The 19337-nt window shown below is 70.5% G+C and carries 23 protein-coding genes; 8 read left to right on the plus strand and 15 right to left on the minus strand.

Going from position 1 to position 19337, the window contains the following annotated elements:
* Positions 1–54: 54 nt before the first annotated feature.
* A complete protein-coding gene (locus tag ACZ42A_RS12885) occupies positions 55–666 on the minus strand; it encodes an RsiG family protein (RefSeq protein ID WP_468527218.1) in 612 nt (203 codons plus the stop codon).
* A 135-nt stretch (positions 667–801) separates the two neighbouring features.
* Here ACZ42A_RS12885 and dtd point away from each other — a divergent pair, with 135 nt between their 5' ends.
* Positions 802–1227, plus strand: a complete 426-nt coding sequence (gene dtd / locus ACZ42A_RS12890) for a D-aminoacyl-tRNA deacylase (protein WP_468527219.1) — start codon at positions 802–804, stop codon at positions 1225–1227.
* Positions 1228–1234: 7 nt separating this feature from the next.
* Here dtd and ygfZ read toward each other — a convergent pair whose 3' ends face one another.
* From ygfZ to ACZ42A_RS12905, 3 genes are read right to left on the minus strand one after another with little or no spacing between them, the layout of a single operon-like run.
* The gene (gene ygfZ / locus ACZ42A_RS12895) at positions 1235–2200 is read right to left on the minus strand and encodes a CAF17-like 4Fe-4S cluster assembly/insertion protein YgfZ (protein WP_468527220.1); all 966 of its coding nucleotides are present in this window, start codon (positions 2198–2200) and stop codon (positions 1235–1237) included.
* A gap of 10 nt (positions 2201–2210) precedes the next feature.
* The gene (locus ACZ42A_RS12900) at positions 2211–2648 is read right to left on the minus strand and encodes a Fur family transcriptional regulator (RefSeq protein ID WP_468527221.1); all 438 of its coding nucleotides are present in this window, start codon (positions 2646–2648) and stop codon (positions 2211–2213) included.
* 16 nt (positions 2649–2664) lie between these two features.
* A complete protein-coding gene (locus tag ACZ42A_RS12905) occupies positions 2665–3240 on the minus strand; it encodes a heme-binding beta-barrel domain-containing protein (protein WP_468527222.1) in 576 nt (191 codons plus the stop codon).
* A 218-nt stretch (positions 3241–3458) separates the two neighbouring features.
* Here ACZ42A_RS12905 and ACZ42A_RS12910 point away from each other — a divergent pair, with 218 nt between their 5' ends.
* A complete protein-coding gene (locus ACZ42A_RS12910; RefSeq protein ID WP_468527223.1) occupies positions 3459–3821 on the plus strand; it encodes a DsrE family protein in 363 nt (120 codons plus the stop codon).
* A gap of 29 nt (positions 3822–3850) precedes the next feature.
* Here ACZ42A_RS12910 and ACZ42A_RS12915 read toward each other — a convergent pair whose 3' ends face one another.
* From ACZ42A_RS12915 to ACZ42A_RS12950, 8 genes are all read right to left on the minus strand, one after another.
* Complete coding sequence (locus tag ACZ42A_RS12915; protein WP_468527224.1) at positions 3851–4117, minus strand: DUF3099 domain-containing protein; 267 nt, start codon at positions 4115–4117, stop codon at positions 3851–3853.
* Positions 4118–4195: 78 nt separating this feature from the next.
* Complete coding sequence (locus ACZ42A_RS12920; RefSeq protein ID WP_043502058.1) at positions 4196–4486, minus strand: DUF1416 domain-containing protein; 291 nt, start codon at positions 4484–4486, stop codon at positions 4196–4198.
* 58 nt (positions 4487–4544) lie between these two features.
* Complete coding sequence (locus tag ACZ42A_RS12925; RefSeq protein ID WP_468527225.1) at positions 4545–5384, minus strand: sulfurtransferase; 840 nt, start codon at positions 5382–5384, stop codon at positions 4545–4547.
* Between the two features lie 140 nt (positions 5385–5524).
* Entirely contained in the window at positions 5525–5605 is an 81-nt protein-coding gene (locus tag ACZ42A_RS12930) for a putative leader peptide (RefSeq protein WP_350203226.1), read from the minus strand.
* Between the two features lie 242 nt (positions 5606–5847).
* The gene (locus tag ACZ42A_RS12935) at positions 5848–6579 is read right to left on the minus strand and encodes an LmeA family phospholipid-binding protein (protein WP_468527226.1); all 732 of its coding nucleotides are present in this window, start codon (positions 6577–6579) and stop codon (positions 5848–5850) included.
* A gap of 120 nt (positions 6580–6699) precedes the next feature.
* The gene (locus tag ACZ42A_RS12940) at positions 6700–7743 is read right to left on the minus strand and encodes a hypothetical protein (protein WP_468527227.1); all 1044 of its coding nucleotides are present in this window, start codon (positions 7741–7743) and stop codon (positions 6700–6702) included.
* Between the two features lie 8 nt (positions 7744–7751).
* On the minus strand, positions 7752–8006 hold the full coding sequence (locus ACZ42A_RS12945) for a MoaD/ThiS family protein (RefSeq protein WP_468527228.1): 255 nt from the start codon (positions 8004–8006) through the stop codon (positions 7752–7754).
* A 215-nt stretch (positions 8007–8221) separates the two neighbouring features.
* Positions 8222–9085, minus strand: a complete 864-nt coding sequence (locus ACZ42A_RS12950) for an alpha/beta hydrolase (protein WP_468527229.1) — start codon at positions 9083–9085, stop codon at positions 8222–8224.
* A 272-nt stretch (positions 9086–9357) separates the two neighbouring features.
* Here ACZ42A_RS12950 and ACZ42A_RS12955 point away from each other — a divergent pair, with 272 nt between their 5' ends.
* The 5 genes from ACZ42A_RS12955 to ACZ42A_RS12975 all read left to right on the plus strand — a co-directional run bounded on the left by ACZ42A_RS12955 (position 9358) and on the right by ACZ42A_RS12975 (position 14634).
* Positions 9358–10149: a response regulator transcription factor gene (locus ACZ42A_RS12955; protein WP_468527230.1), complete on the plus strand. Its 792-nt coding sequence runs from the start codon at positions 9358–9360 to the stop codon at positions 10147–10149.
* A 98-nt stretch (positions 10150–10247) separates the two neighbouring features.
* A complete protein-coding gene (locus ACZ42A_RS12960; protein WP_468527231.1) occupies positions 10248–11273 on the plus strand; it encodes a LacI family DNA-binding transcriptional regulator in 1026 nt (341 codons plus the stop codon).
* Between the two features lie 101 nt (positions 11274–11374).
* The gene (locus tag ACZ42A_RS12965; RefSeq protein ID WP_468527232.1) at positions 11375–12337 is read left to right on the plus strand and encodes a S1C family serine protease; all 963 of its coding nucleotides are present in this window, start codon (positions 11375–11377) and stop codon (positions 12335–12337) included.
* 141 nt (positions 12338–12478) lie between these two features.
* On the plus strand, positions 12479–13216 hold the full coding sequence (locus ACZ42A_RS12970; RefSeq protein ID WP_468527233.1) for a response regulator transcription factor: 738 nt from the start codon (positions 12479–12481) through the stop codon (positions 13214–13216).
* Positions 13213–14634 carry a HAMP domain-containing sensor histidine kinase gene (locus tag ACZ42A_RS12975; protein WP_468527234.1) on the plus strand — a complete coding sequence of 474 codons (1422 nt, stop codon included), beginning with the start codon at positions 13213–13215 and terminating at the stop codon, positions 14632–14634. The genes ACZ42A_RS12970 and ACZ42A_RS12975 overlap by 4 nt, the downstream gene beginning before the upstream one ends.
* 4 nt (positions 14635–14638) lie before the next feature.
* On the opposite strand, the gene ACZ42A_RS12980 is transcribed toward ACZ42A_RS12975, so the two are convergent.
* Entirely contained in the window at positions 14639–14965 is a 327-nt protein-coding gene (locus ACZ42A_RS12980) for a DUF6281 family protein (protein ID WP_468527235.1), read from the minus strand.
* 123 nt (positions 14966–15088) lie between these two features.
* Here ACZ42A_RS12980 and ACZ42A_RS12985 point away from each other — a divergent pair, with 123 nt between their 5' ends.
* Positions 15089–17128, plus strand: a complete 2040-nt coding sequence (locus ACZ42A_RS12985) for a pectinesterase family protein (protein WP_468527236.1) — start codon at positions 15089–15091, stop codon at positions 17126–17128.
* Between the two features lie 57 nt (positions 17129–17185).
* Here ACZ42A_RS12985 and ACZ42A_RS12990 read toward each other — a convergent pair whose 3' ends face one another.
* Both ACZ42A_RS12990 and ACZ42A_RS12995 read right to left on the minus strand, forming a co-directional pair.
* Positions 17186–17662: a hypothetical protein gene (locus tag ACZ42A_RS12990; RefSeq protein ID WP_468527237.1), complete on the minus strand. Its 477-nt coding sequence runs from the start codon at positions 17660–17662 to the stop codon at positions 17186–17188.
* A gap of 22 nt (positions 17663–17684) precedes the next feature.
* Positions 17685–19310 carry a vanadium-dependent haloperoxidase gene (locus tag ACZ42A_RS12995; protein WP_468527238.1) on the minus strand — a complete coding sequence of 542 codons (1626 nt, stop codon included), beginning with the start codon at positions 19308–19310 and terminating at the stop codon, positions 17685–17687.
* Positions 19311–19337 lie beyond the last annotated feature (27 nt).

Here is a 19337-nt window from a genome sequence, read left to right on the forward strand (position 1 = left end):
ACGGTAGGCGCCCGGAGGGCAACCGGTCGCGCGGATTTCCGGCGCGGCCGCCCCTCACAGCAGCAGGTCGTCGACCTGTGCCTCCCCGTCCCGGTACCGCCGGGCGATCTCCGCGCTGCACTCGTCGGCTGTGCGCTGGAGCTGCTGGCGGCGCCGGGAGACCTGCTGCTCGTAGCGGACCAGCCGCCCGATCCCGTCGGTCAGCTCCGCGTCCGTCCGGGCGTCCAGCGCGGACAGCTCGACCTCGCCCAGCATCTCGGCCGCCAGCCGCCGGTACTCCTCGCTCTGCGGCGTCCCCAGCGTCACATGGCGGGCGGAGGAGCGGTGCCGGGCCGGGGCGTCCTTCAGAATCTCCGGCAGCCGCTCCACCACGGACGCCTCGCCCACGGCCACCACCGACGCCGGCCCGCGCCGCGCCAGCTCCGCGCGGAGGATGTCGATCCGCCCCTGGAGCAGCCGCCGTACATAGCTGAGGTCCGCCTCGTCGCGCTGGGCGTCCCGTCTCAGGGCGCGCAGCTCGGGCAGGCTGAGTGCGGCCAGGTCGTGCTCGGGCGGCTCAGGGAGCAGCGGCGCCCGGCCACCGCCCTCGGCGCCGTCGGGACTCGCGGTGCGCTGGGCGGGCGGCCGCAGGGTCCCCACTTCCTCACCCGTGCTCGGTGTGCTCATGTGCCTCTACCGTCCCCTCGACCGGTGTGTGGGAGCATCGTGCCACCCCAAGTGGCCGCTATGTGACCGAGTGCCCCCGAACGGCCCCAGATGGACGGGTTAGGGAACCGAAAACGGCCACGGCATGATGGTCGTATGCGAGCTGTGGTGCAGAGGGTGGACGGCGCAAGCGTCGTGGTGGACGGCCGGACCGTCGGGGAGATCATCGGCGAGGGCCTGTGTGTGCTGGTGGGCGTGACCCACGACGACACGAAGGAGAAGGCGGCGCAACTGGCCCGCAAGCTCTGGTCCATCCGGATGCTGCACGACGAGAAGTCGTGCAGCGACATCGACGCCCCGCTGCTGGTGATCAGCCAGTTCACCCTCTACGGCGACGCCCGCAAGGGCCGCCGCCCCACCTGGAACGCGGCCGCGCCCGGCGAGATCGCCGAGCCGCTGGTCGACGAGGTGGTCGCCCAGCTGCGGGCGCTGGGCGCGACGGTGGAGACGGGCCGGTTCGGCGCGCAGATGCGGGTGTCGCTGACGAACGACGGCCCGTTCACCGTCCTGCTGGAGATCTGAGGGACTTCTACGGCGCGACGACGACTTCCTGGGCGGCCGCCGTGTCCCCGGCCACCAGCCGGGCGTCCACCGGCACGTTCCGCTTCACCAGGGCGAGGGCGACCGGGCCCAGCTCGTGGTGGCGTACGGAGGTCGTGATGAAGCCGATCTTGCGCCCGTCGGGGCCGTCGTCGGCGAGCCGGATCTCGGTGCCGTGCGCGGGCAGATGGACCTCGCTGCCGTCCAGGTGCAGGAAGACCAGCCGACGCGGCGGCTTGCCCAGGTTCTGCACCCGGGCGACCGTCTCCTGGCCGCGGTAGCAGCCCTTCTGCAGGTGCACGGCGGTGCCGATCCAGCCCAGCTCGTGCGGGATGGTGCGGTGGTCGGTCTCGAAGCCGAGCCGGGGGCGGTGGTGCTCGACGCGCAGCGCCTCGTAGGCGAGGATTCCGGCCGCCGGGCCGGCCTGCTCGGCGAACTCCTCCAGCCGTTCCCGCGGCAGGAAGAGATCACGGCCGTACGGGGTCTGCCGTACGACGACACCCTCCGGGACGTCGGCGATGGAGCCGGCGGGCAGGTGGACGACCGCGAAGTCGGCGGTGCGGTCGGCGACCTCGACCCGGTAGAAGAACTTCATCGACTCCAGGTACTGGAGCAGCGCGTCCTGGGTGCCGGGTTCGATGTGCGCCCAGACCGTCGTGCCGTCGTCGACCAGGTAGAGCGCGTGCTCGATGTGGCCGTGGGCGGAGAGGATCAGCGCCTCGGTGGCCTGGCCCGTGGGGAGTTCGCTGACGTGCTGGGTGAGCAGCAGATGCAGCCAGCTCAGCCGGTCCTCGCCGGAGACCGTGACGACCCCGCGGTGCGAGAGGTCGACGAAACCGGTGCCGTCGGCGAGGGCGCGCTGCTCGCGGAACAGGTCGCCGTAGTGGGCGGCGACGCCTTCGTCCACGCCCTCGGCGGGGACGGCGCCGGGCAGGGACAGCAGGGGGCTCTTCATGGCTCCAAGCCTACGACTCGGTACTTGAACTCTTCAGGGAACAGTCCTCACACCGGCCGAAGATCGCGAAATGCTTCATGTCCGTGTCGAAGCCGAACTGTTCGCGCAGCTTGGCCGTGAAGTCGGCGGCCACGCTCAGATCCGCCTCGATGACGTTCGTGCAGTCGCGGCACACCAGGTGGATGTGGTGGTGCCGGTCGGCCAGGTGGTACGTCGGCGCCCCGTGCCCGAGATGGGCGTGGCTGACCAGGCCCAGCTCCTCCAGGAGCTCCAGCGTCCGGTACACGGTGGAAATGTTGACCCCCGACGCCGTCTTCCTCACCTCGCTGAGGATGTCGTCGGGGGTCGCGTGCTCCAGGGTGTCCACGGCTTCGAGCACGAGTTGCCGCTGCGGGGTCAGCCGGTAGCCGCGCTGCCGCAGATCGCTCTTCCAGTCGGTGCTCACCACACCGGCCAGTCTAGGACTACTTGAAGAAGGCGATCCCGTCGTCCGGCATGTCGTCGGGCAGGGCCTTCGCCCAGCGCTCGACGTCCTCCGGGGTGACGACCTTCTTCAGGTGGGCCGACATGTAGGGGCGCAGCTCGACCTCGGGGGTCTGCTTCTCGCCGACCCACATCAGGTCGCTCTTCACGTAGCCGTAGAGCCGCTTGCCGCCGCTGTACGGCTGGGAGACGGCGGTGCGCGCGACGGCGTCCGTGACCAGGTCGATCTGCGGCTTCTGGTGGGCCATCTCGCCGTACCAGATCTCGATGACACCGTCGTCGCGGGTCATCGTGACCTCGACCTTGCGGTCGGCGTCGATCCGCCAGAAGCCGTGCTCCGACTCCAGCGGGCGGACCTTGTTGCCGTCCTTGTCGAGCACCCAGGTGTGGGAGTGGTACTCCAGGAAGTCCCGGCCGTCGTGGGTGAAGGTGACCTCCTGCCCGAAGTTGCACTTCTCCGAGCCGGGGAAGTCGTGCACGCCCGCGCCCGCCCAGTTGCCGAGCAGGAAGGCGAGGGGGACGAGGTCCTTGTGGAGGTCGGACGGGATCTCGATCATGAGAGGCGTTTCCTGGCTATTCCTGGCGAGTGGGTCAGCGCTGGCCCTGGTACAGCTTCTTCACGGTCAGACCGGCGAAGGCGAGCACGCCGACGGCGACCAGGACCAGCAGGATTTCGAAGAAGAGGATCACTGGTGCTCCTTGTTGAGCGAGGGTGAGCGGTACACAAGGCCGGAGCCCAGCTTACGCGGGTGCCTCGCGCACTACGATTCCGGATATGGCGAAGAAGCTCGTGATCAAGGTGACGGCGGGGGCCGACGCTCCCGAACGCTGCTCGCAGGCGTTCACGGTGGCGGCGGTGGCCGTGGCCAGCGGGGTGGACGTGTCCGTCTGGCTGACCGGCGAATCCGCCTGGTTCGCGCTGCCCGGCCGGGCCGCCGAGTTCGAGCTGCCGCACGCGGCCCCGCTCCCCGACCTGATCGACTCCGTGCTGGCCACCGGCCGGCTCACCCTGTGCAGCCAGTGCGCGGCCCGCCGGGACATCACGGAGAAGGACGTCATCGAGGGCGTGCGGATCGCGGGCGCGCAGGTCTTCGTCCAGGAGGCACTGGCGGAGGACACGCAGGCGCTCGTCTACTGACGTACGTCAACGGCCTTCGCCGGCGTGCGTCAGCGGGGACCGGGCCGCTTCTTCCCGTCGAGCTCGTCCCACCACTCGTCCGACTGGGGATCGCCGGAGGGGTCGTCCCACCAGCGGTCCTCGGGGCCGCGGCGGTTGGCGATCATGGCGGCGACCGGCGGGATCACCATGGCGACCAGGCACATGGCGACGGCCGCCTCGGTCGACCAGAGGCGGACGACTCCCCACGCCAGCACGAAGAGCACCAGGCAGGTGCCCATCATGGCGAAGTACGTATGACGTCGCCGTGCGTACATACGTCCAGGGTAGGCCGAAGGGCCGCACCCAGGCGTCCAACCCGGGGGTGCGGCCCTTCCGCCGTACGAGGGGCCTCGTCAGACCGCGATCGCGACCTCGGCCAGGGCGCCCTTCTCGGCGACGACGACCGTGCGGTCGGCGGTGCCGCCGGGCACGAGCGCGCGCACGGTCCAGGTGCCCTCGGCCGCGTAGAAGCGGAACTGGCCCGTGGCGGAGGTGGGGACCTCCGCGGTGAACTCGCCGGTCGAGTCCAGGAGCCGGACGTAGCCGGTCACCGGCTCGCCGTCGCGGGTCACCTGGCCCTGGATGGTGGTCTCACCGGGCTTGATCGTCGAGGCGTCGGGGCCGCCGGCCTTCGCTCCACACATGTCTTTCTCCAAGAGGGGTCTGACCGGAAGGCCGGTCGGGTCGGTTGCTTGCCGAGGATTACTTGTTGGCGCCGAGCTCGATCGGCACGCCGACGAGGGAGCCGTACTCGGTCCAGGAGCCGTCGTAGTTCTTGACGTTCTCCACGCCCAGCAGCTCGTGCAGCACGAACCAGGTCAGGGCCGAGCGCTCGCCGATGCGGCAGTAGGCGATGGTGTCCTTGGAGAGGTCGACGCTCTCCTCTTCGTAGAGCTTCTTCAGCTCGTCGTCCGACTTGAACGTGCCGTCGTCGTTGGCGTTCTTCGACCACGGGATGTTGCGGGCGGTCGGGACGTGACCCGGGCGCTGCGACTGCTCCTGCGGCAGGTGGGCCGGGGCGAGCAGCTTGCCGGAGAACTCGTCGGGGGAGCGGACGTCGACCAGGTTGTGGCTGCCGATGGCCGCCACCACGTCGTCGCGGAAGGCGCGGATGGCGGTGTTCTGCGGCTTGGCCTTGTACTCGGTCGCCGGGCGCTCGGGCACCTCCTCGACCAGCTCACGGGCGTCCAGCTCCCACTTCTTGCGGCCGCCGTCGAGGAGCTTGACGTTCTCGTGGCCGTAGAGCTTGAAGTACCAGTAGGCGTAGGACGCGAACCAGTTGTTGTTGCCGCCGTAGAGGATCACCAGCGTGTCGTTGGCGATGCCCTTCGCCGACAGGAGCTTCTCGAAGCCCTCCTGGTCGATGAAGTCACGGCGGACCGGGTCCTGCAGGTCCTTCGTCCAGTCGATCCTGATCGCGTTGCGGATGTGGTTCTTCTCGTAGGCGGACGTGTCCTCGTCCACCTCGACGATCGCGATCTCGGGGTTGTCCAGGTTGTCCTGGAGCCAGTCGGCGTCGACCAGGACGTCGCTGCGGCTCATGCTCTTTCTCCTCCGGGGCAGTTGCGGCGGGGCGTGCGAGTTGAGAGGCGTGCGCGGACGGCCGCCGCGGAGCGGCGCGGCACGGCGCACGGATGCCCTGGGCAGGGCGGGTGGGTGAATGCGGTAGGCGGTGCTGCCGCTCAGACGGTGCGACAGAGCATGGCGGCAACGCGGCACAGGTCCACTGCCCGCCGCTTCGTGAGATCCGCCTGTCGCTTCATGCGGTCGATCGTAGGGACGGACGGGCGGGCATGTCACCGGTGTGTCGTATGGTGAGACGCGATCGTCCGCGATGTGGGAATGAAACGGCGCCCGGGCCGCTGCCGTGCGGCTCCCGGGCGCCTGTGTCGAGGGTCTGATCTGCGGATCGGACGTGGCCGTCTCGCCTATCGGACAGAGGCCGTCGTCTCCGCCTCCAGGGCCTGGTCGTCCCCCGCGTCCAGGACCGGTCGTCCCCGCGTCCTTACCCTGCCAGCCGGACGTCGGAACCCTTCACCGAGATCTCCACACCGTCCGGCGCCGCCTCGACCTTGTCCAGCCGGATGCCGCCGGGCAGGTCGTCTATGACCTGCTGGAAGTCGGTGATCTCGCGGACCGAGTCCTCCGCCAGGTCCAGGCCCGTCAGGTCCGGCAGGGAGTCGGTGCGCACCTCGACGTTGTCGCCCTTGACGCTGACCGTGCTGAGCACGGAGAGCTCCCGGGTGCCGAGGACCGGGACGTCGACCTCCAGGCCGACCTTGATCTTGCCGTTGCCGCCGTCGGCGAGGCTCACCACGCGGGCGGTGATGCCGGGGGCCACCTCCGTGGGCTCGGACTTGGCGGCCTTGAGCAGCTCGTCGTAGGCGATGGTCGCCGTGCCGGTGGCGGAGGCGGCCGTGGCGGAGCTGTAGTCGCCGGAGAACCGCACGCCCTTCATGTGCGCCTTGAGGTCGTCGATGCGGATCGTCTCGCCCTCGCCCGCGGCGGCCTCGTAGTCCTGGATGCCCACCTCGACGTCGTCCAGCTCGCCGCCCGCCACCTGGGTGAGGAAGGGGAAGCCGTTGATCGACACGTCTGGCGTCGCCGACAGGTTCTCGGTGGCCTTCAGCCGGTCCGCGGCCTCGCCCTCGGCGAAGTGCACGGCGAGGCGGTCCGCGGCGACGAAGAGTCCGCCGAGGATCACGACGACGATCAGAAGTACTCGCAGCGCACGCATGTTTCCCCACTTTGGCCTTCGGCAACGACGGCCAAGGTAACCCTGCGGGGCGGGTGGCCCCCGGATTTGTGGATCAACTGTGACAGCGGAAAGCCGCGGGCACGCGTGCCGCCCGGGACGTCAGCCCAGGGCACGCCCCAGCACCCACACCACCGGCGCCGCCGCGCTCAGCGGCAGCGCGACGCCCGCCGTGAAGTGGACGAAGCGGGACGGATAGTCGTAGCCGGCCACCCGGTGGCCGATGAGGGCGCAGGCACCGGCCGCCGCACCGAGGAACGCACCCTGCGCCCCGACGCCGGTCATGTTGCCCACCGCGATCCCCGCGCCCGCCGCGGCGAGCAGCGAGACGACGACGGACACCGGGGTCGGCAGCGGCAGCGCGCGGGCCAGGACCGCCACCGCGACCGCCGCCGCGGCAACCGTCACCGCGTCGGGCTCGGCCGCGAGATAGCCCGCCGCCACGACCGCCAGCGCCGCCGAGACGACCGTCGCCATCAGGCCGTACAGCCGCTCGTCCGGGTCGGCGTGCGAGCGCAGCTGGAGGACGAGCGACAGCAGCACCCAGACGGCGAGCGTGCCGAGGATCGCCGCCGGGCCGTTGTCCCGGCCCGCCGCCAGCAGCGCCACGTCCGCCGTCAGCGCGCCCGCGAACGCCAGCGCGATGCCCTGCCGGGCGGGCCACATGCCGTTCAGCCGGAACCAGCCGGCCGCGGTCACCGCCTGCAGGACGACGAGCGGCACGAGCAGGGCGTACGAGCCGATCGCGGCCGCGCCGGACAGCAGCAGTCCGAGCAGCGCGGTGAGCGCGGCGGGCTGAAGTCCGGGGTCGATGATCGGGGACCGGCCCTCCAGGCGGGCACGCTGCGCGGCGGTGAGCACCGGCTGCGGCTCCGGGGCGGGCTCGGGTGCCGGTGCCGGCACGGGCGCCTGGGGCTCGTACGTCTGCGGCGGCACGTGACTCTGCTGCGGCGGATACTGCGCCGTCGTCTGCTGGACCTGGGTGTCCCAGGTCTGCCCCTGCCACTGCTGGGTGTACGGGTCGGCGGCGTACGGCTCCTGGTACTGGGGCTGCTGGTACTGAGGCTGCTGATACGGGTCGTAGCCCGGGTACTGCCCCTGGTACTGCTGCCCCGCGTACCCCTCGTACGGCTGCTGGTCGCTCATCGGTCTGGTCACCCTCCTGCGAACGGCGGGAGCACCTCGACCGTGCCGCCGTCGGCCAGCCGTACCGTCTCATGTCCGCGGGTCCCGACGGGGTCGCCGTCGACGAGGAACGAGCACCGCAGCAGCACGCGCGCGAGTTCGCCGGGGTGCCGCTCCCGCACCGCGGCGAGCGCGTCGGCGAGCGTGGCCGCGTCGTACGCCTCCTCGGCGACGCCCGCCGCGGCCTTCGCGGCCGCCCAGTAGCGCACCGTGACCTTTGCCATCTCGTCCCTCACGTCAGTCGACTCGTGACACGGCCAGGCTAGGCCCTGTCGTCAAATTACCGTCGTCCGCCCGGAGGGCGGGCCCGGCGGCGTCAGATGCGTGCTCTCGGCGTGCCGGGCCCCGACCCTCGTACTGGATGTACTTGGGTCGGGGCCCGGTGCGGCGAGAGCACGCACCTGGCGTCGCCGGGCAGACGGGAATTTGGCGACAGGGCCTAGCCCGCCGTGGCGACAGCCCAGTCGCCGATGCGGGCGAGGAGGGTGTCGTCGGTCGCGTGTTCGGCGTGGCCCATGCCGGGTTCGAGCCACAGTTCGCCGTGGTCGCCGGCCGCCGCGGCCAGCATCAGGGGGTGGTCCACCGGGAAGTAGCCGTCCCGGTCGCCGTGCACGATGAGCAGCGGGGTCGGGGCGATCCGCGGGACCGCCTCCACCGGGGAGAGCGGCACCGGGTCCCAGTCGCGGTGGTGGATGCGGGTGCGGAAGCCGTAGCGGCCGACCAGGCGGCCCGCCGGGCGGGTCACCAGCCAGTGCAGCCGGCGCATGGGGGCCGTGCCCCGGTAGTACCAGCGGGCCGGCGCGCTCACGGAGACCGCCGCGTCGATCTCCTGGTCCCGGTGCAGCGCCGCGTGCCGCAGCACCACCGAGCCGCCCATGGAGAAGCCGACGGTCACCACGCGCGCGTGCCCGAAGCCGCGGGCCCAGTCGACCGCTGCGGCCAGGTCCAGCACCTCCCGGTCGCCGACGGTCGACCGGCCGCCGGAGGCCCCGTGGCCGCGGAAGGAGAAGGTGACGACGGCGCCGTACCGCGCGAGGGCGCGCGCCACCCGGCGCACATGCGGACGGTTCACATCGCCGGTGAAGCCGTGGGCGATCACGAACACGAGGTGGCCGGTGGATGGCCCGGAGGCGTCGTATACGACCGCCGCCGGTTCGTATACGGCTTCGATCGTCACCCCGTCGGCCGTGTGCAGAAACGTCCGCTTTCGCGCGGCTCCGGTCCTCCCGTTCGTCTCGGAGTGTGGACGAACGGTGGATCGCGGGGTGGATCGGGCCACATGACCTGCCGGACCTGAGCTCATGTGGGCTATTCTGCTGGGCAGAGGACTCGGGCAGCGTAGCCCCCGGGTCCTTTTGTGCTTTCGGAAGCGTTGTATACGACGCGGGAAACCGCGGGTGTACGGGCCGTCGATCGCATAGTGGTCCTCAGGGGCCACCGCGGATCCCAGGGGCGCGGGAGCCGCACCGTACGAAGCAGTGCCGCAAACGTCCTCGCAGGGACCGAGGAGGAACCAGACGTTATGGGCGAGCGAACCGTGCACGAGCGTATGACGACCCAGGCAGGTGGGACGCGATGAGTTCTCTGCTGCTCCTCACCAATGCCCTTCAGCCGTCGACGGAGGTGCTTCCCGCCCTCGGCCTGCTTCTGCACAACGTGCGGGTGGCGCCGGCGGAAGGGCCGGCCCTCGTCGACACGCCGGGTGCCGACGTCATCCTGATCGACGGCCGCCGTGACCTCCCGCAGGTCCGCAGCCTCTGCCAGTTGCTGCGCTCGACCGGCCCCGGCTGTCCGCTGGTCCTCGTCGTCACCGAGGGCGGCCTCGCCGCCGTCACCGCCGACTGGGGCATCGACGACGTCCTCCTCGACACCGCCGGACCGGCGGAGGTCGAGGCGCGGCTGCGGCTCGCCATGGGCCGCCAGCAGATCGTCAACGACGACTCCCCCATGGAGATCCGCAACGGCGACCTGTCGGTGGACGAGGCGACGTACAGCGCCAAGCTGAAGGGCCGGGTCCTCGACCTCACCTTCAAGGAGTTCGAGCTCCTGAAGTACCTCGCCCAGCACCCGGGCCGCGTCTTCACCCGCGCCCAGCTGCTCCAGGAGGTCTGGGGCTACGACTACTTCGGTGGCACGCGGACCGTCGACGTCCACGTACGACGGCTGCGCGCCAAGCTCGGCCCCGAGCACGAGTCGCTGATCGGCACGGTGCGCAACGTCGGCTACCGGTTCGTGACACCCGAGAAGGTGGAGCGCGCCGCGGAGGAGGCCAAGGCGAAGGCGGACCGGGCAAAGGCGGGCGAGACGGACAGCGCGACCGCTCCGGTCGCCGGGTCCCGGCCGACCGAGGTCCCGGCCGAGACGTAACCGGGCATATCGGACGCGGACGGCCGGTACTCCGGGCGCGTGTGGCCAAGGTGCAAGACGCCCTGCCCAGAGCCGGTCTCTCCGCGTAGACTCCGCGCGTGGCCAAGGTGACTCGGGATGATGTGGCGCGGCTGGCGGGAACTTCGACCGCCGTCGTCAGCTATGTCATCAACAACGGACCCCGGCCGGTCGCCCCGGCCACGCGCGAGCGTGTCCTCGCCGCGATCAAGGAACTGGGGTACCGGCCCGACCGGGTCGCCCAGGCGATGGCCTCCCGTCGCACCGATCTCATAGGCCTGATCATCCCGGACGCCCGCCAGCCCTTCTTCGGGGAGATGGCGCACGCCGTCGAACAGGCCGCGTCCGAGCGCGGGAAGATGGTGCTCGTCGGCAACACCGACTACGTCGGCGAGCGCGAGGTCCACTATCTGCGCGCCTTCCTCGGCATGCGGGTCTCCGGCCTGATCCTCGTCTCGCACGCGCTGAACGACCTGGCCGCAGCCGAGATCGAGGCGTGGGACGCCCGGGTCGTCCTGCTGCACGAGCGCCCCGAGTCCATCGACGACGTCGCCGTCGTCACCGACGACCTGGGCGGCGCCCAGCTCGCCGTACGCCACCTGCTGGAGCACGGCTACGAGTACGTCGCCTGTATGGGCGGCACCGCCGAGACCCCCGCGGTCGGCGACCCGGTCTCCGACCACGTCGAGGGCTGGCGGCGCGCGATGGAGGAGGCGGGCGTCCCGACGGAGGGGCGGCTGTTCGAGGCTCCGTACAACCGCTACGACGCCTACCGGGTGGCCCTGGACATCCTCTCCGGCCCCGACCGCCCCCCGGCGATCTTCTGCTCCACCGACGACCAGGCCATCGGCCTGCTCCGTGCGGCCCGCGAGCTGCGCATCGACGTGCCCGGCGAGCTGGCGGTGGCCGGCTTCGACGACATCAAGGAGGCGGCACTCGCCGACCCGCCGCTGACCACGGTCGCCTCCGACCGCTCGGCGATGGCGCGGGCGGCGGTGGACCTCGTCCTCGACGACGGGGTGCGGGTGGCGGGCTCCCGGCGGGAGCGGCTGAAGGTGTTCCCGTCGCGGCTGGTGGTGCGGCGGTCGTGCGGCTGTGAGTCGTAGCGCTTCGTAGCGTCTCGGGCGGCCTTTATATCGGGCATACGAGGTTCTGCCGGGCTTCTCAGGCAGCGCTCAGGAAGCTCTCATGGTCGGGCGACAAGCTCATGGACATGACCGAGAGCAACGTGAACCCGGAGTGGCCGCCGCCCCCGCCGGCCTACCAGCCCACCGTGCTTCTGACGGAGCCCGTGTCCCGGCGGCGCAGCAAGAAGCGCGGGCCCGTGGCCCTGCTCACCGCCGTGGCGATCGTCGCCGCGGCCATCGGCGGCGGAACGGCGTACGGCATCCAGGAGCTGACCGGCGCCGACACCGTGGCGTCCAGCTCCACCAGCACCGACGTGGTCCCCACCAGCCAGAAGGGCACGGTCGCCGGCGTCGCCAAGGCGGTCAGCCCGAGCACCGTCGAGATCAACGCGACCTCCAACGCCGGGTCCTCCACCGGCTCCGGTGTGATCATCACCGGTGACGGCGAGATCATCACCAACAACCACGTCGTCTCGGGCGCCTCGCAGGTCAAGGTGACGACCAGCGACGGCAAGGAGTACACCGCCGAGGTCGTCGGCACCGACAGCAGCAAGGACCTCGCCCTGATCAAGCTGGAGGACGCCTCCGGGCTGAAGGCCGCGACCCTCGGCGACTCCGACGGTGTGCAGGTCGGCGACGAGGTCGTGGCGATCGGCTCCCCCGAGGGGCTGACCGGCACGGTGACCAGCGGCATCGTCTCCGCCCTCGACCGTGACGTCACCGTCTCCACCGACGAGGAGCAGCAACAGCAGCAGCCCGGCGGCGGCTGGCCGTTCGAGTTCGGCGGTCAGGAGTTCAACGGCGACACCGGCTCGTCCACCACGACGTACAAGGCCATCCAGACCGACGCGTCCCTCAACCCCGGCAACTCCGGCGGCGCGCTGATCGACATGAACGGCAACATCATCGGCATCAACTCCGCGATGTACTCGGCGAGCGGTTCCTCCTCGTCCGACGCGGGCAGCGTCGGCCTGGGCTTCGCCATCCCGATCAACACCGTCAAGGCCGACCTGGCGAAGCTGCGGGCCGGCGCGACCGACTGAGGAGCAGGACGATGATCAAGCAGGTCACGCACACGCCGTCGCCGTACGGCTCGCGCCTGATCGTTCCGGCGCCGCCCGCGGACATGCGACGCTGAGAGCGTCAGCGAGCCCGCCTCCCACCGCACCCGAGGAACCCACGCCATGAGCCCCGCCGAAGGCGACCGTGACCCCCAGCGCATCCTCATCGTCGACGACGAGCCCGCGGTGCGCGAAGCGCTCCAGCGCAGCCTGGCCTTCGAGGGATACGACACGGAGGTCGCGGTCGACGGCGCGGACGCCCTGGAGAAGGCGACCGCGTACCGGCCCGACCTCGTCGTCCTCGACATCCAGATGCCGCGCATGGACGGCCTGACCGCCGCCCGGCGGATCCGCGGTGCCGGCGACACGACCCCGATCCTGATGCTGACGGCCCGGGACACGGTCGGCGACCGTGTGACCGGCCTCGACGCCGGGGCCGACGACTACCTGGTCAAACCCTTCGAACTGGACGAACTCTTCGCCCGTATCCGCGCGCTGCTGCGGCGCAGCTCCTACGCGGCGGCGGTCTCGGGCGCGACCGCCGAGGACAGCGAGGTGCTGACCTTCGCCGACCTGCGGATGGATCTCGCGACGCGTGAGGTGACGCGGGGCGGGCGGCTGGTGGGGCTGACCCGCACCGAGTTCACCCTGCTGGAGATGTTCATGGCGCACCCGCGCCAGGTCCTCACCCGTGAGCAGATCCTCAAGGCCGTCTGGGGCTTCGACTTCGAGCCGTCGTCGAACTCGCTGGACGTGTACGTCATGTACCTGCGGCGCAAGACCGAGGCGGGCGGCGAGCCGCGCCTGGTGCACACCGTCCGGGGCGTCGGATACGTCCTCCGACAGGGCGGCACCGAGTGAGCAAGGCGGTACGGCGGCTGCGCGCGCTTCCCATCCGCTCCCGGCTGGCGCTGCTGGTGGCGGCGGCGGTGGCGTTCGCGGTGGCGGCGGTTTCGGTGAGCTGCTGGTTCGTCGTGCAGGGGAAGCTGTACGCGGAGATCGACGACAAACTGCGGTACGGCAACGTCCAGGTCTCCTTCGACGCGATCCGGGACACCCTGGCCAACTGCGCCCAGTCCCCCGACGACACCCGGCCTCCCGGTCCACGCAACCAGGCGTACGCGGAGCTGGTCAGGTCCGACGGGACCTACTGCGTCTTCAGCAGCTCCGCGGGCTCGGTACGGGTGACCGCCGCCGATGTCCGGGTCGCCGGCCAGAGCCCCGGCGATGAGCCCCACTTCCACACCGGCAAGGACTCCGACGGCAACGCCGTCCGCACGATGACGGTTCCGCTGGGCAGCGGCCTCGCCCTGCTGGTCGCCCTCCCCCTGGAGGACACCGAGGACACCCTCAACGAACTGGCCCTGCTGCTCCTTCTCGTCTCCGGCATCGGAGTCGTCGGCGCCGGCGCCGCGGGTCTCGCCGTGGCCCGTGCGGGGCTGCGCCCCGTCGACAAGCTGACGGAGGCCGTCGAGCACGTGGCCCGCACCGAGGACCTCACCATCCGCATCCCGGTGGAGGACGACAGCGACGACGAGGTCGCCCGCCTCTCCCGCTCCTTCAACTCGATGACGTCGGCCCTCGCCAGCTCCCGCGACCTCCAGCAGCAACTGATCGCGGACGCGGGCCACGAGCTGCGTACGCCGTTGACGTCGTTGCGCACGAACATAGAGCTGCTCTCCCGCAGCGAGGAGACCGGCCGCCCCCTCCCGGAGGCGGACCGCAAGGCGCTGCTCGCCTCGGTGAAGGCGCAGATGACGGAGCTGGCCGCGCTGATCGGCGACCTCCAGGAGCTGTCCCGCCCGGAGGAGCAGCAGGGTGAACGCGTCCAGGTGATCTCGCTGGAGGACACGGTCGAGGCGGCTCTCCGCCGGGCACGGCTCCGCGGACCCGAGCTGATGATCACCGCCGACCTCCAGCCCTGGTACGTCCGCGCGGAACCGGCGGCCCTGGAGCGCGCGGTGGTCAACATCCTCGACAACGCGGTGAAGTTCAGTCCGGAGGGCGGCACCATCGAGGTCGCACTGAACGGCGGCGTCCTGACCGTCCGCGACCACGGCCCCGGCATCCCGGCCGAAGAGCTCCCCTACGTCTTCGACCGCTTCTGGCGCTCGCCCAGCGCCCGTGCCCTGCCCGGTTCGGGGCTCGGTCTGTCGATCGTGGCGCGGACGGTGGAGCAGGCGGGTGGCCAGGTCACGCTGGCCCGCGCGGAGGGCGGGGGGACGGTGGCGACGGTTCGGCTGCCGGGGGCGGCTACTCCGCCGCCTGAGGGGCCGTAGGAGTTCACTCCACCCGGGTGAACACCGTGTCCTCCGGCGACGTACCCACCGCGATCGCCGTCCCGGTGTCCCAGCCGACGACCCGGTAGGCGTTCACGGGGGTGGCCGGCATGCCCGCGTCGCCGTCGTTCGGGGTGTCGTCGCAGGGCGGGTGGGTCGCCGTGCCGACGCGTTCCGCCACCTGGAAGTCGGCGTTGCCCTGGTCCGAGTACGTCCGGCCCTCGTACTCCACCACGAACGCGCAGGACGCCGCCCCTTCGCCTCCACCATCCGCGACCGCGCACCCCGCGACCGGCACCAGCAGCGCCGGCAGCCCTCGTGCAGCCCTCATCCAGGCCCCCTCTCCTCGTGACTCCGACGCCGCTCGCACCCCGTTCGTTCATCCGCGGCAACCCTTCCGCCGCCCGTGGCGACTACTCCGCGACCATCCCCCTCGTACGAACGGAACCCGCGCATGAGTGAGACGACCCGTGGCAAGCCCCGTCACCGCAAGCGCAGGACGACCGCGCTCGCGGCCGGTGTCCCCGTCGCCCTGATGGCCGCAGGTGTGCTCGTCTTCGGTGAGGACGCGCAGCCGAAGGCGGCGGCGGCCGATGTGCCCGCGTGGGCGACGGCGACCGCCGACGGTTTCGCGTCCGTCGACTCCCTGGGCCAGAACGGGACATACGGCGGCCGGGGCGGGCAGATCGTCACCGTCCGGACGCTCGCGGAGCTGGAGAAGTACGCGACCGCCGCCGAGCCGTACGTCATCGTCGTCGCCGGGACGATCAACATGTCGCCGGTGGGCAAGGAGATCAAGGTCCGGTCCGACAAGACCATCGTCGGCTCCGGCACCTCCGGGCACATCGTCGGCGGCGGCTTCTTCCTCGGCTCCGGCGTGCACAACGTGATCATCCGGAACCTGACGATCCGAGACTCGTACCAGGGCATCTGGAACGACAAGGACCACGACTACGACGCGATCCAGATGGACGGTGCCCACCATGTCTGGATCGACCACAACGACCTGCGGCACATGGCGGACGGCCTCATCGACGTCCGCAAGGACAGCACGAACATCACCGTGTCGTGGAACAAGCTGAGCAACAACAACAAGACCTTCGGGATCGGCTGGACCGAGAACGTCAAGACGGACATCACGGTCCACCACAACTGGTTCCGCGAGACCGAGCAGCGCAACCCGTCCACGGACAACGCCGCCCACGCGCACCTCTACAACAACTTCCTGGAGGACGCCCCCGGCACCGACATCACGTCGTCCTACGGCAACTACTCCCGCGGCAAGACGAGCATGGTCCTGGAGAACTCCTACTTCCAGGGCGTGCGCAACCCCGTCATCAAGGACGGCACCGCCACCCTCGTCCAGCGCGGCAACCTCTTCTCCGGCACCAGCGGACGCAACGAGAGCGGCGGCACGGCCTTCGACCCGAAGGCGTACTACGGCTACACGCTCGACAAGGCGGCGGACGTGCCGGCGCTGCTCAAGTCCGGCGCCGGTCCGCGCGGTTCCCTTGGTACGACGGCTACGACGACCGCCGCCGCGACCACCCTCACCGTCGCCAAGGACGGCTCCGGCCAGTACTCCACCGTCCAGGCCGCCGTGAACGCCGTACCCGCGAACAACCCGAGCCGGGTCGTCATCGCGGTCAAGCCGGGCACGTACCGCGAGACGGTGAAGGTCCCCTCCAACAAGCCGCACGTCACCATCCAGGGCACGGGCGCCGGCCGCAAGGACACGGTGATCGTCTACAACAACGCCTCCGGCACCCCCAAGCCGGGCGGTGGCACCTATGGCACCGGCGGCAGCGCCACCGTCGCCGTCGAGGCGGACGACTTCCAGGCCCGCAACCTGACCATCGCCAACGACTTCGACGAGGCCGCCCACCAGGACATCGCCCAGCAGGCGGTCGCCCTGCGCACGGCGTCGGACAAGGTGTTCCTGGACTCGGTCATCGTGGAGGGCGACCAGGACACCCTCCTCCTCGACACGGCGGCGAAGGACAGACTGGGCCGCGTCTACATGACCAACTCCTATGTCGTCGGCAACGTCGACTTCATCTTCGGCCGCGCCACGGCGGTCATCGACCGCTCGGTCATCACCCTGAAGAAGCGCTGGAACGGCACCTCCGCCGGCTACGTCACGGCCCCGAGCACGGCCGCCGGCCGCAAGGGCATCCTGATCGCCAACTCCACGGTGAACGGCGCCGTCTCGGACCGGACCTTCTACCTCGGCCGCCCCTGGCACGCGGGCGGTGACGCGACCCTCGACCCGCAGACGACGGTCCGCAACACCACCCTCAGCGCCGCGATCAAGACCACCCCCTGGACCGACATGAGCGGCTTCTCCTGGAAGGACGACCGCTTCGCCGAGTACAAGAACACCGGCCCCGGCGCGGGCACCGCATCCCCCGACCGTCCCCACCTGACGGACACCCAGGCGGCCGGCCAGGAGGTCGCGGACTGGCTGGCGGGGTGGACTCCGTCAGCCTCCTGACGCCCGGCCACCGAAGGCCGGTTCCCGACGAGGAACCGGCCTTCTTGCCCCTTCAGGTCACTGAGTGACGGTGAACGCACACCAGGGTGTCCAGTCCGAGACCTCGTTGCCGCCGACCGCCCGCAGGCGGAACTGGTAGTCGCCCGGCTTGAGTTCGCCCGCGGCGAGAGCGAGGTTGAAGACCCTGCCGTTCGGCCAGATCCGCTTGGTCTTGGTGATGAGCGGGGCCTCGCCCGGCTCGGCGACCTCGAAGGTGGCCCGCAGGGAGGAGTAACTCCTGTTCTTGCCCGCGTCCTTGCCGAACTCGGTGGGCGAGGCGGCGAGCGCGCCGCCGCTCGCGCCGGAGATCACCGGGGTCGGGCCGCCCTCGCAGAACTGCGCCTGCTCGTACGGTCCGGCGAAGACCCGGAGCGTGCCCGGCACGCTGGGGTCGGCCTGCGATCCCGCCGCGTTCGCGCCGGCGACCGCGACGGAGACGAGCGCGGCGATCACACCGGCGGTCACGCCGATGCGTCGGAGATGCTTCCTGATCATGGGAAGTCCGTCCTTTCCGGTACTAGCGCGGTGTGTAGTAGGCGTGCGCGGAGCCGTCGTAGCCGTTCACACAGCCGTAGGAGTTCCAGATGAACTGGTTGTAGACGTTGTCCGCCCCGTAGTCGTCGCACCAGTACCAGGACTCGTGGGGGCCGTCGTACATGTTGCCGACGCTCGTGGCACCCATGGGCTTGATCAGCCATTGCTTGCCCACGGTGGTGAGACGGGGGCTGCTGTACGCAGGTGTCCGGTCGTTGTAACTCGTCCAGCCGTACGAGTTGTTGATGATCTGGCCGGCGGCCTTGCGACCGGTCTCGACGCCGAGGTCGCCGTCCCACTGGAAGTGCACACCGAGGTAGACCCGGCTCCGGGCGTTCTCGGCGGCCGCCGCGCTGAAGGTGGGGAAGGTGCGGGTGACCCCGACCGCGTGGGGATCGTCGGTGGTGCCGGTGAAGGAGATGTTGTCGGTGCCGAAGAACTGCTTCATCGACTCGGCCCACGCGCCGCCGAAGGTCGCATGCCCGGAGACGTACGCGGGGAAGTTCGGGCTGAAGTGGTTCCCGGCTTCGTCAGCCGAGAGCGGCTGCCATGAACTGTCCTGTGCGGTGTCCGGGTTGCCGTCGGAGTCGGCCAGCCGGATGGCCGTCTCGGGCCGCCACAGGTCGATGGAGGTCTGGTACTTCGCGTCCCAGGCGGAGATCCCCGCGTCCGCCATCGAGCCGGCGACCAGTGCGAACAGCTGGACGTTGGCGAGCTGGTCGAGTCCGCGCTGTGCGGAGACGATCCGGGTGTGCTCGAAGAGCTGGCCCGGCGGCTTGTAGGTGCCGTTCAGGTCGTTGGCCCAGAACCAGGCGATCTGGGTCTGCTCGGCGGTCCGTGTCTTGCTGTTGGCCGCGCCCAGCTCCGCGACCTCCTTGAACTGGGCCGTGTAGGCGGAGCTCTTCAGCAGCTCGGGCATCGTCGCGAACCCGCCGGGCTGCTGGGGACGCAGGTCGGCCGCCGTGGTCTTGAAGTGCGTCCACGGGTAGTCGCCGTAGTCGACGAACTTCTTGACCTTGCCCCAGTTCGGAGTCGCCGCCGGACCGGAGCCCGTCGGCCGCCACTGACCGGGTTCGGTGCTCGGGGTGTACGGCGTGGTGTCCTGGGAGCCGTCGTTGGTACGACGGGTGATCATCGCCGCGGCGGCCTTCTCGCCGACGCTCTTGCCCTCCGTGGTGGTGGCGTCGACCGGCTCGCCCGTACGGGCCGCCGTGAGGTAGGGGGTGAAGTCGAGTGCGGGGAAGACGGATTCGAGGACGTTGTAGGCGGCGTGGTCCAGGGCCGCCTCGACGTTGGGAGCGACACCGGCCTTCACGCTGATGCCGGGGGTGTAGAGCGCCCCCAGGCAGTTCTCCGGCTTGAAGCCGCCGCTGCTGTGGCAGCGGCTGGCGTTCGCGGCGTCGTACATGGCCAGATGCATCATGGCCCCGTACCGTGACAGCGGCCCCGGAGCGCCGCCCGTGGTGACGTAGGCGTCGAGCAGCGCCTGGTTCCAGTAGAGGACTCGGTCGCCTACGGTCGAACTGGCGTGTGCGGGCGCCGATATGCCCACGCACGCCAGAAGCAGCGCCAGGACGACGGTGATGGAGCGTCTGACAGGATCTTTCACAGTCTTGCCCCTCCAGAGATCAAGGAA

The sequence above is a fragment of the Streptomyces sp. NPDC030838 genome, from assembly GCF_055572035.1.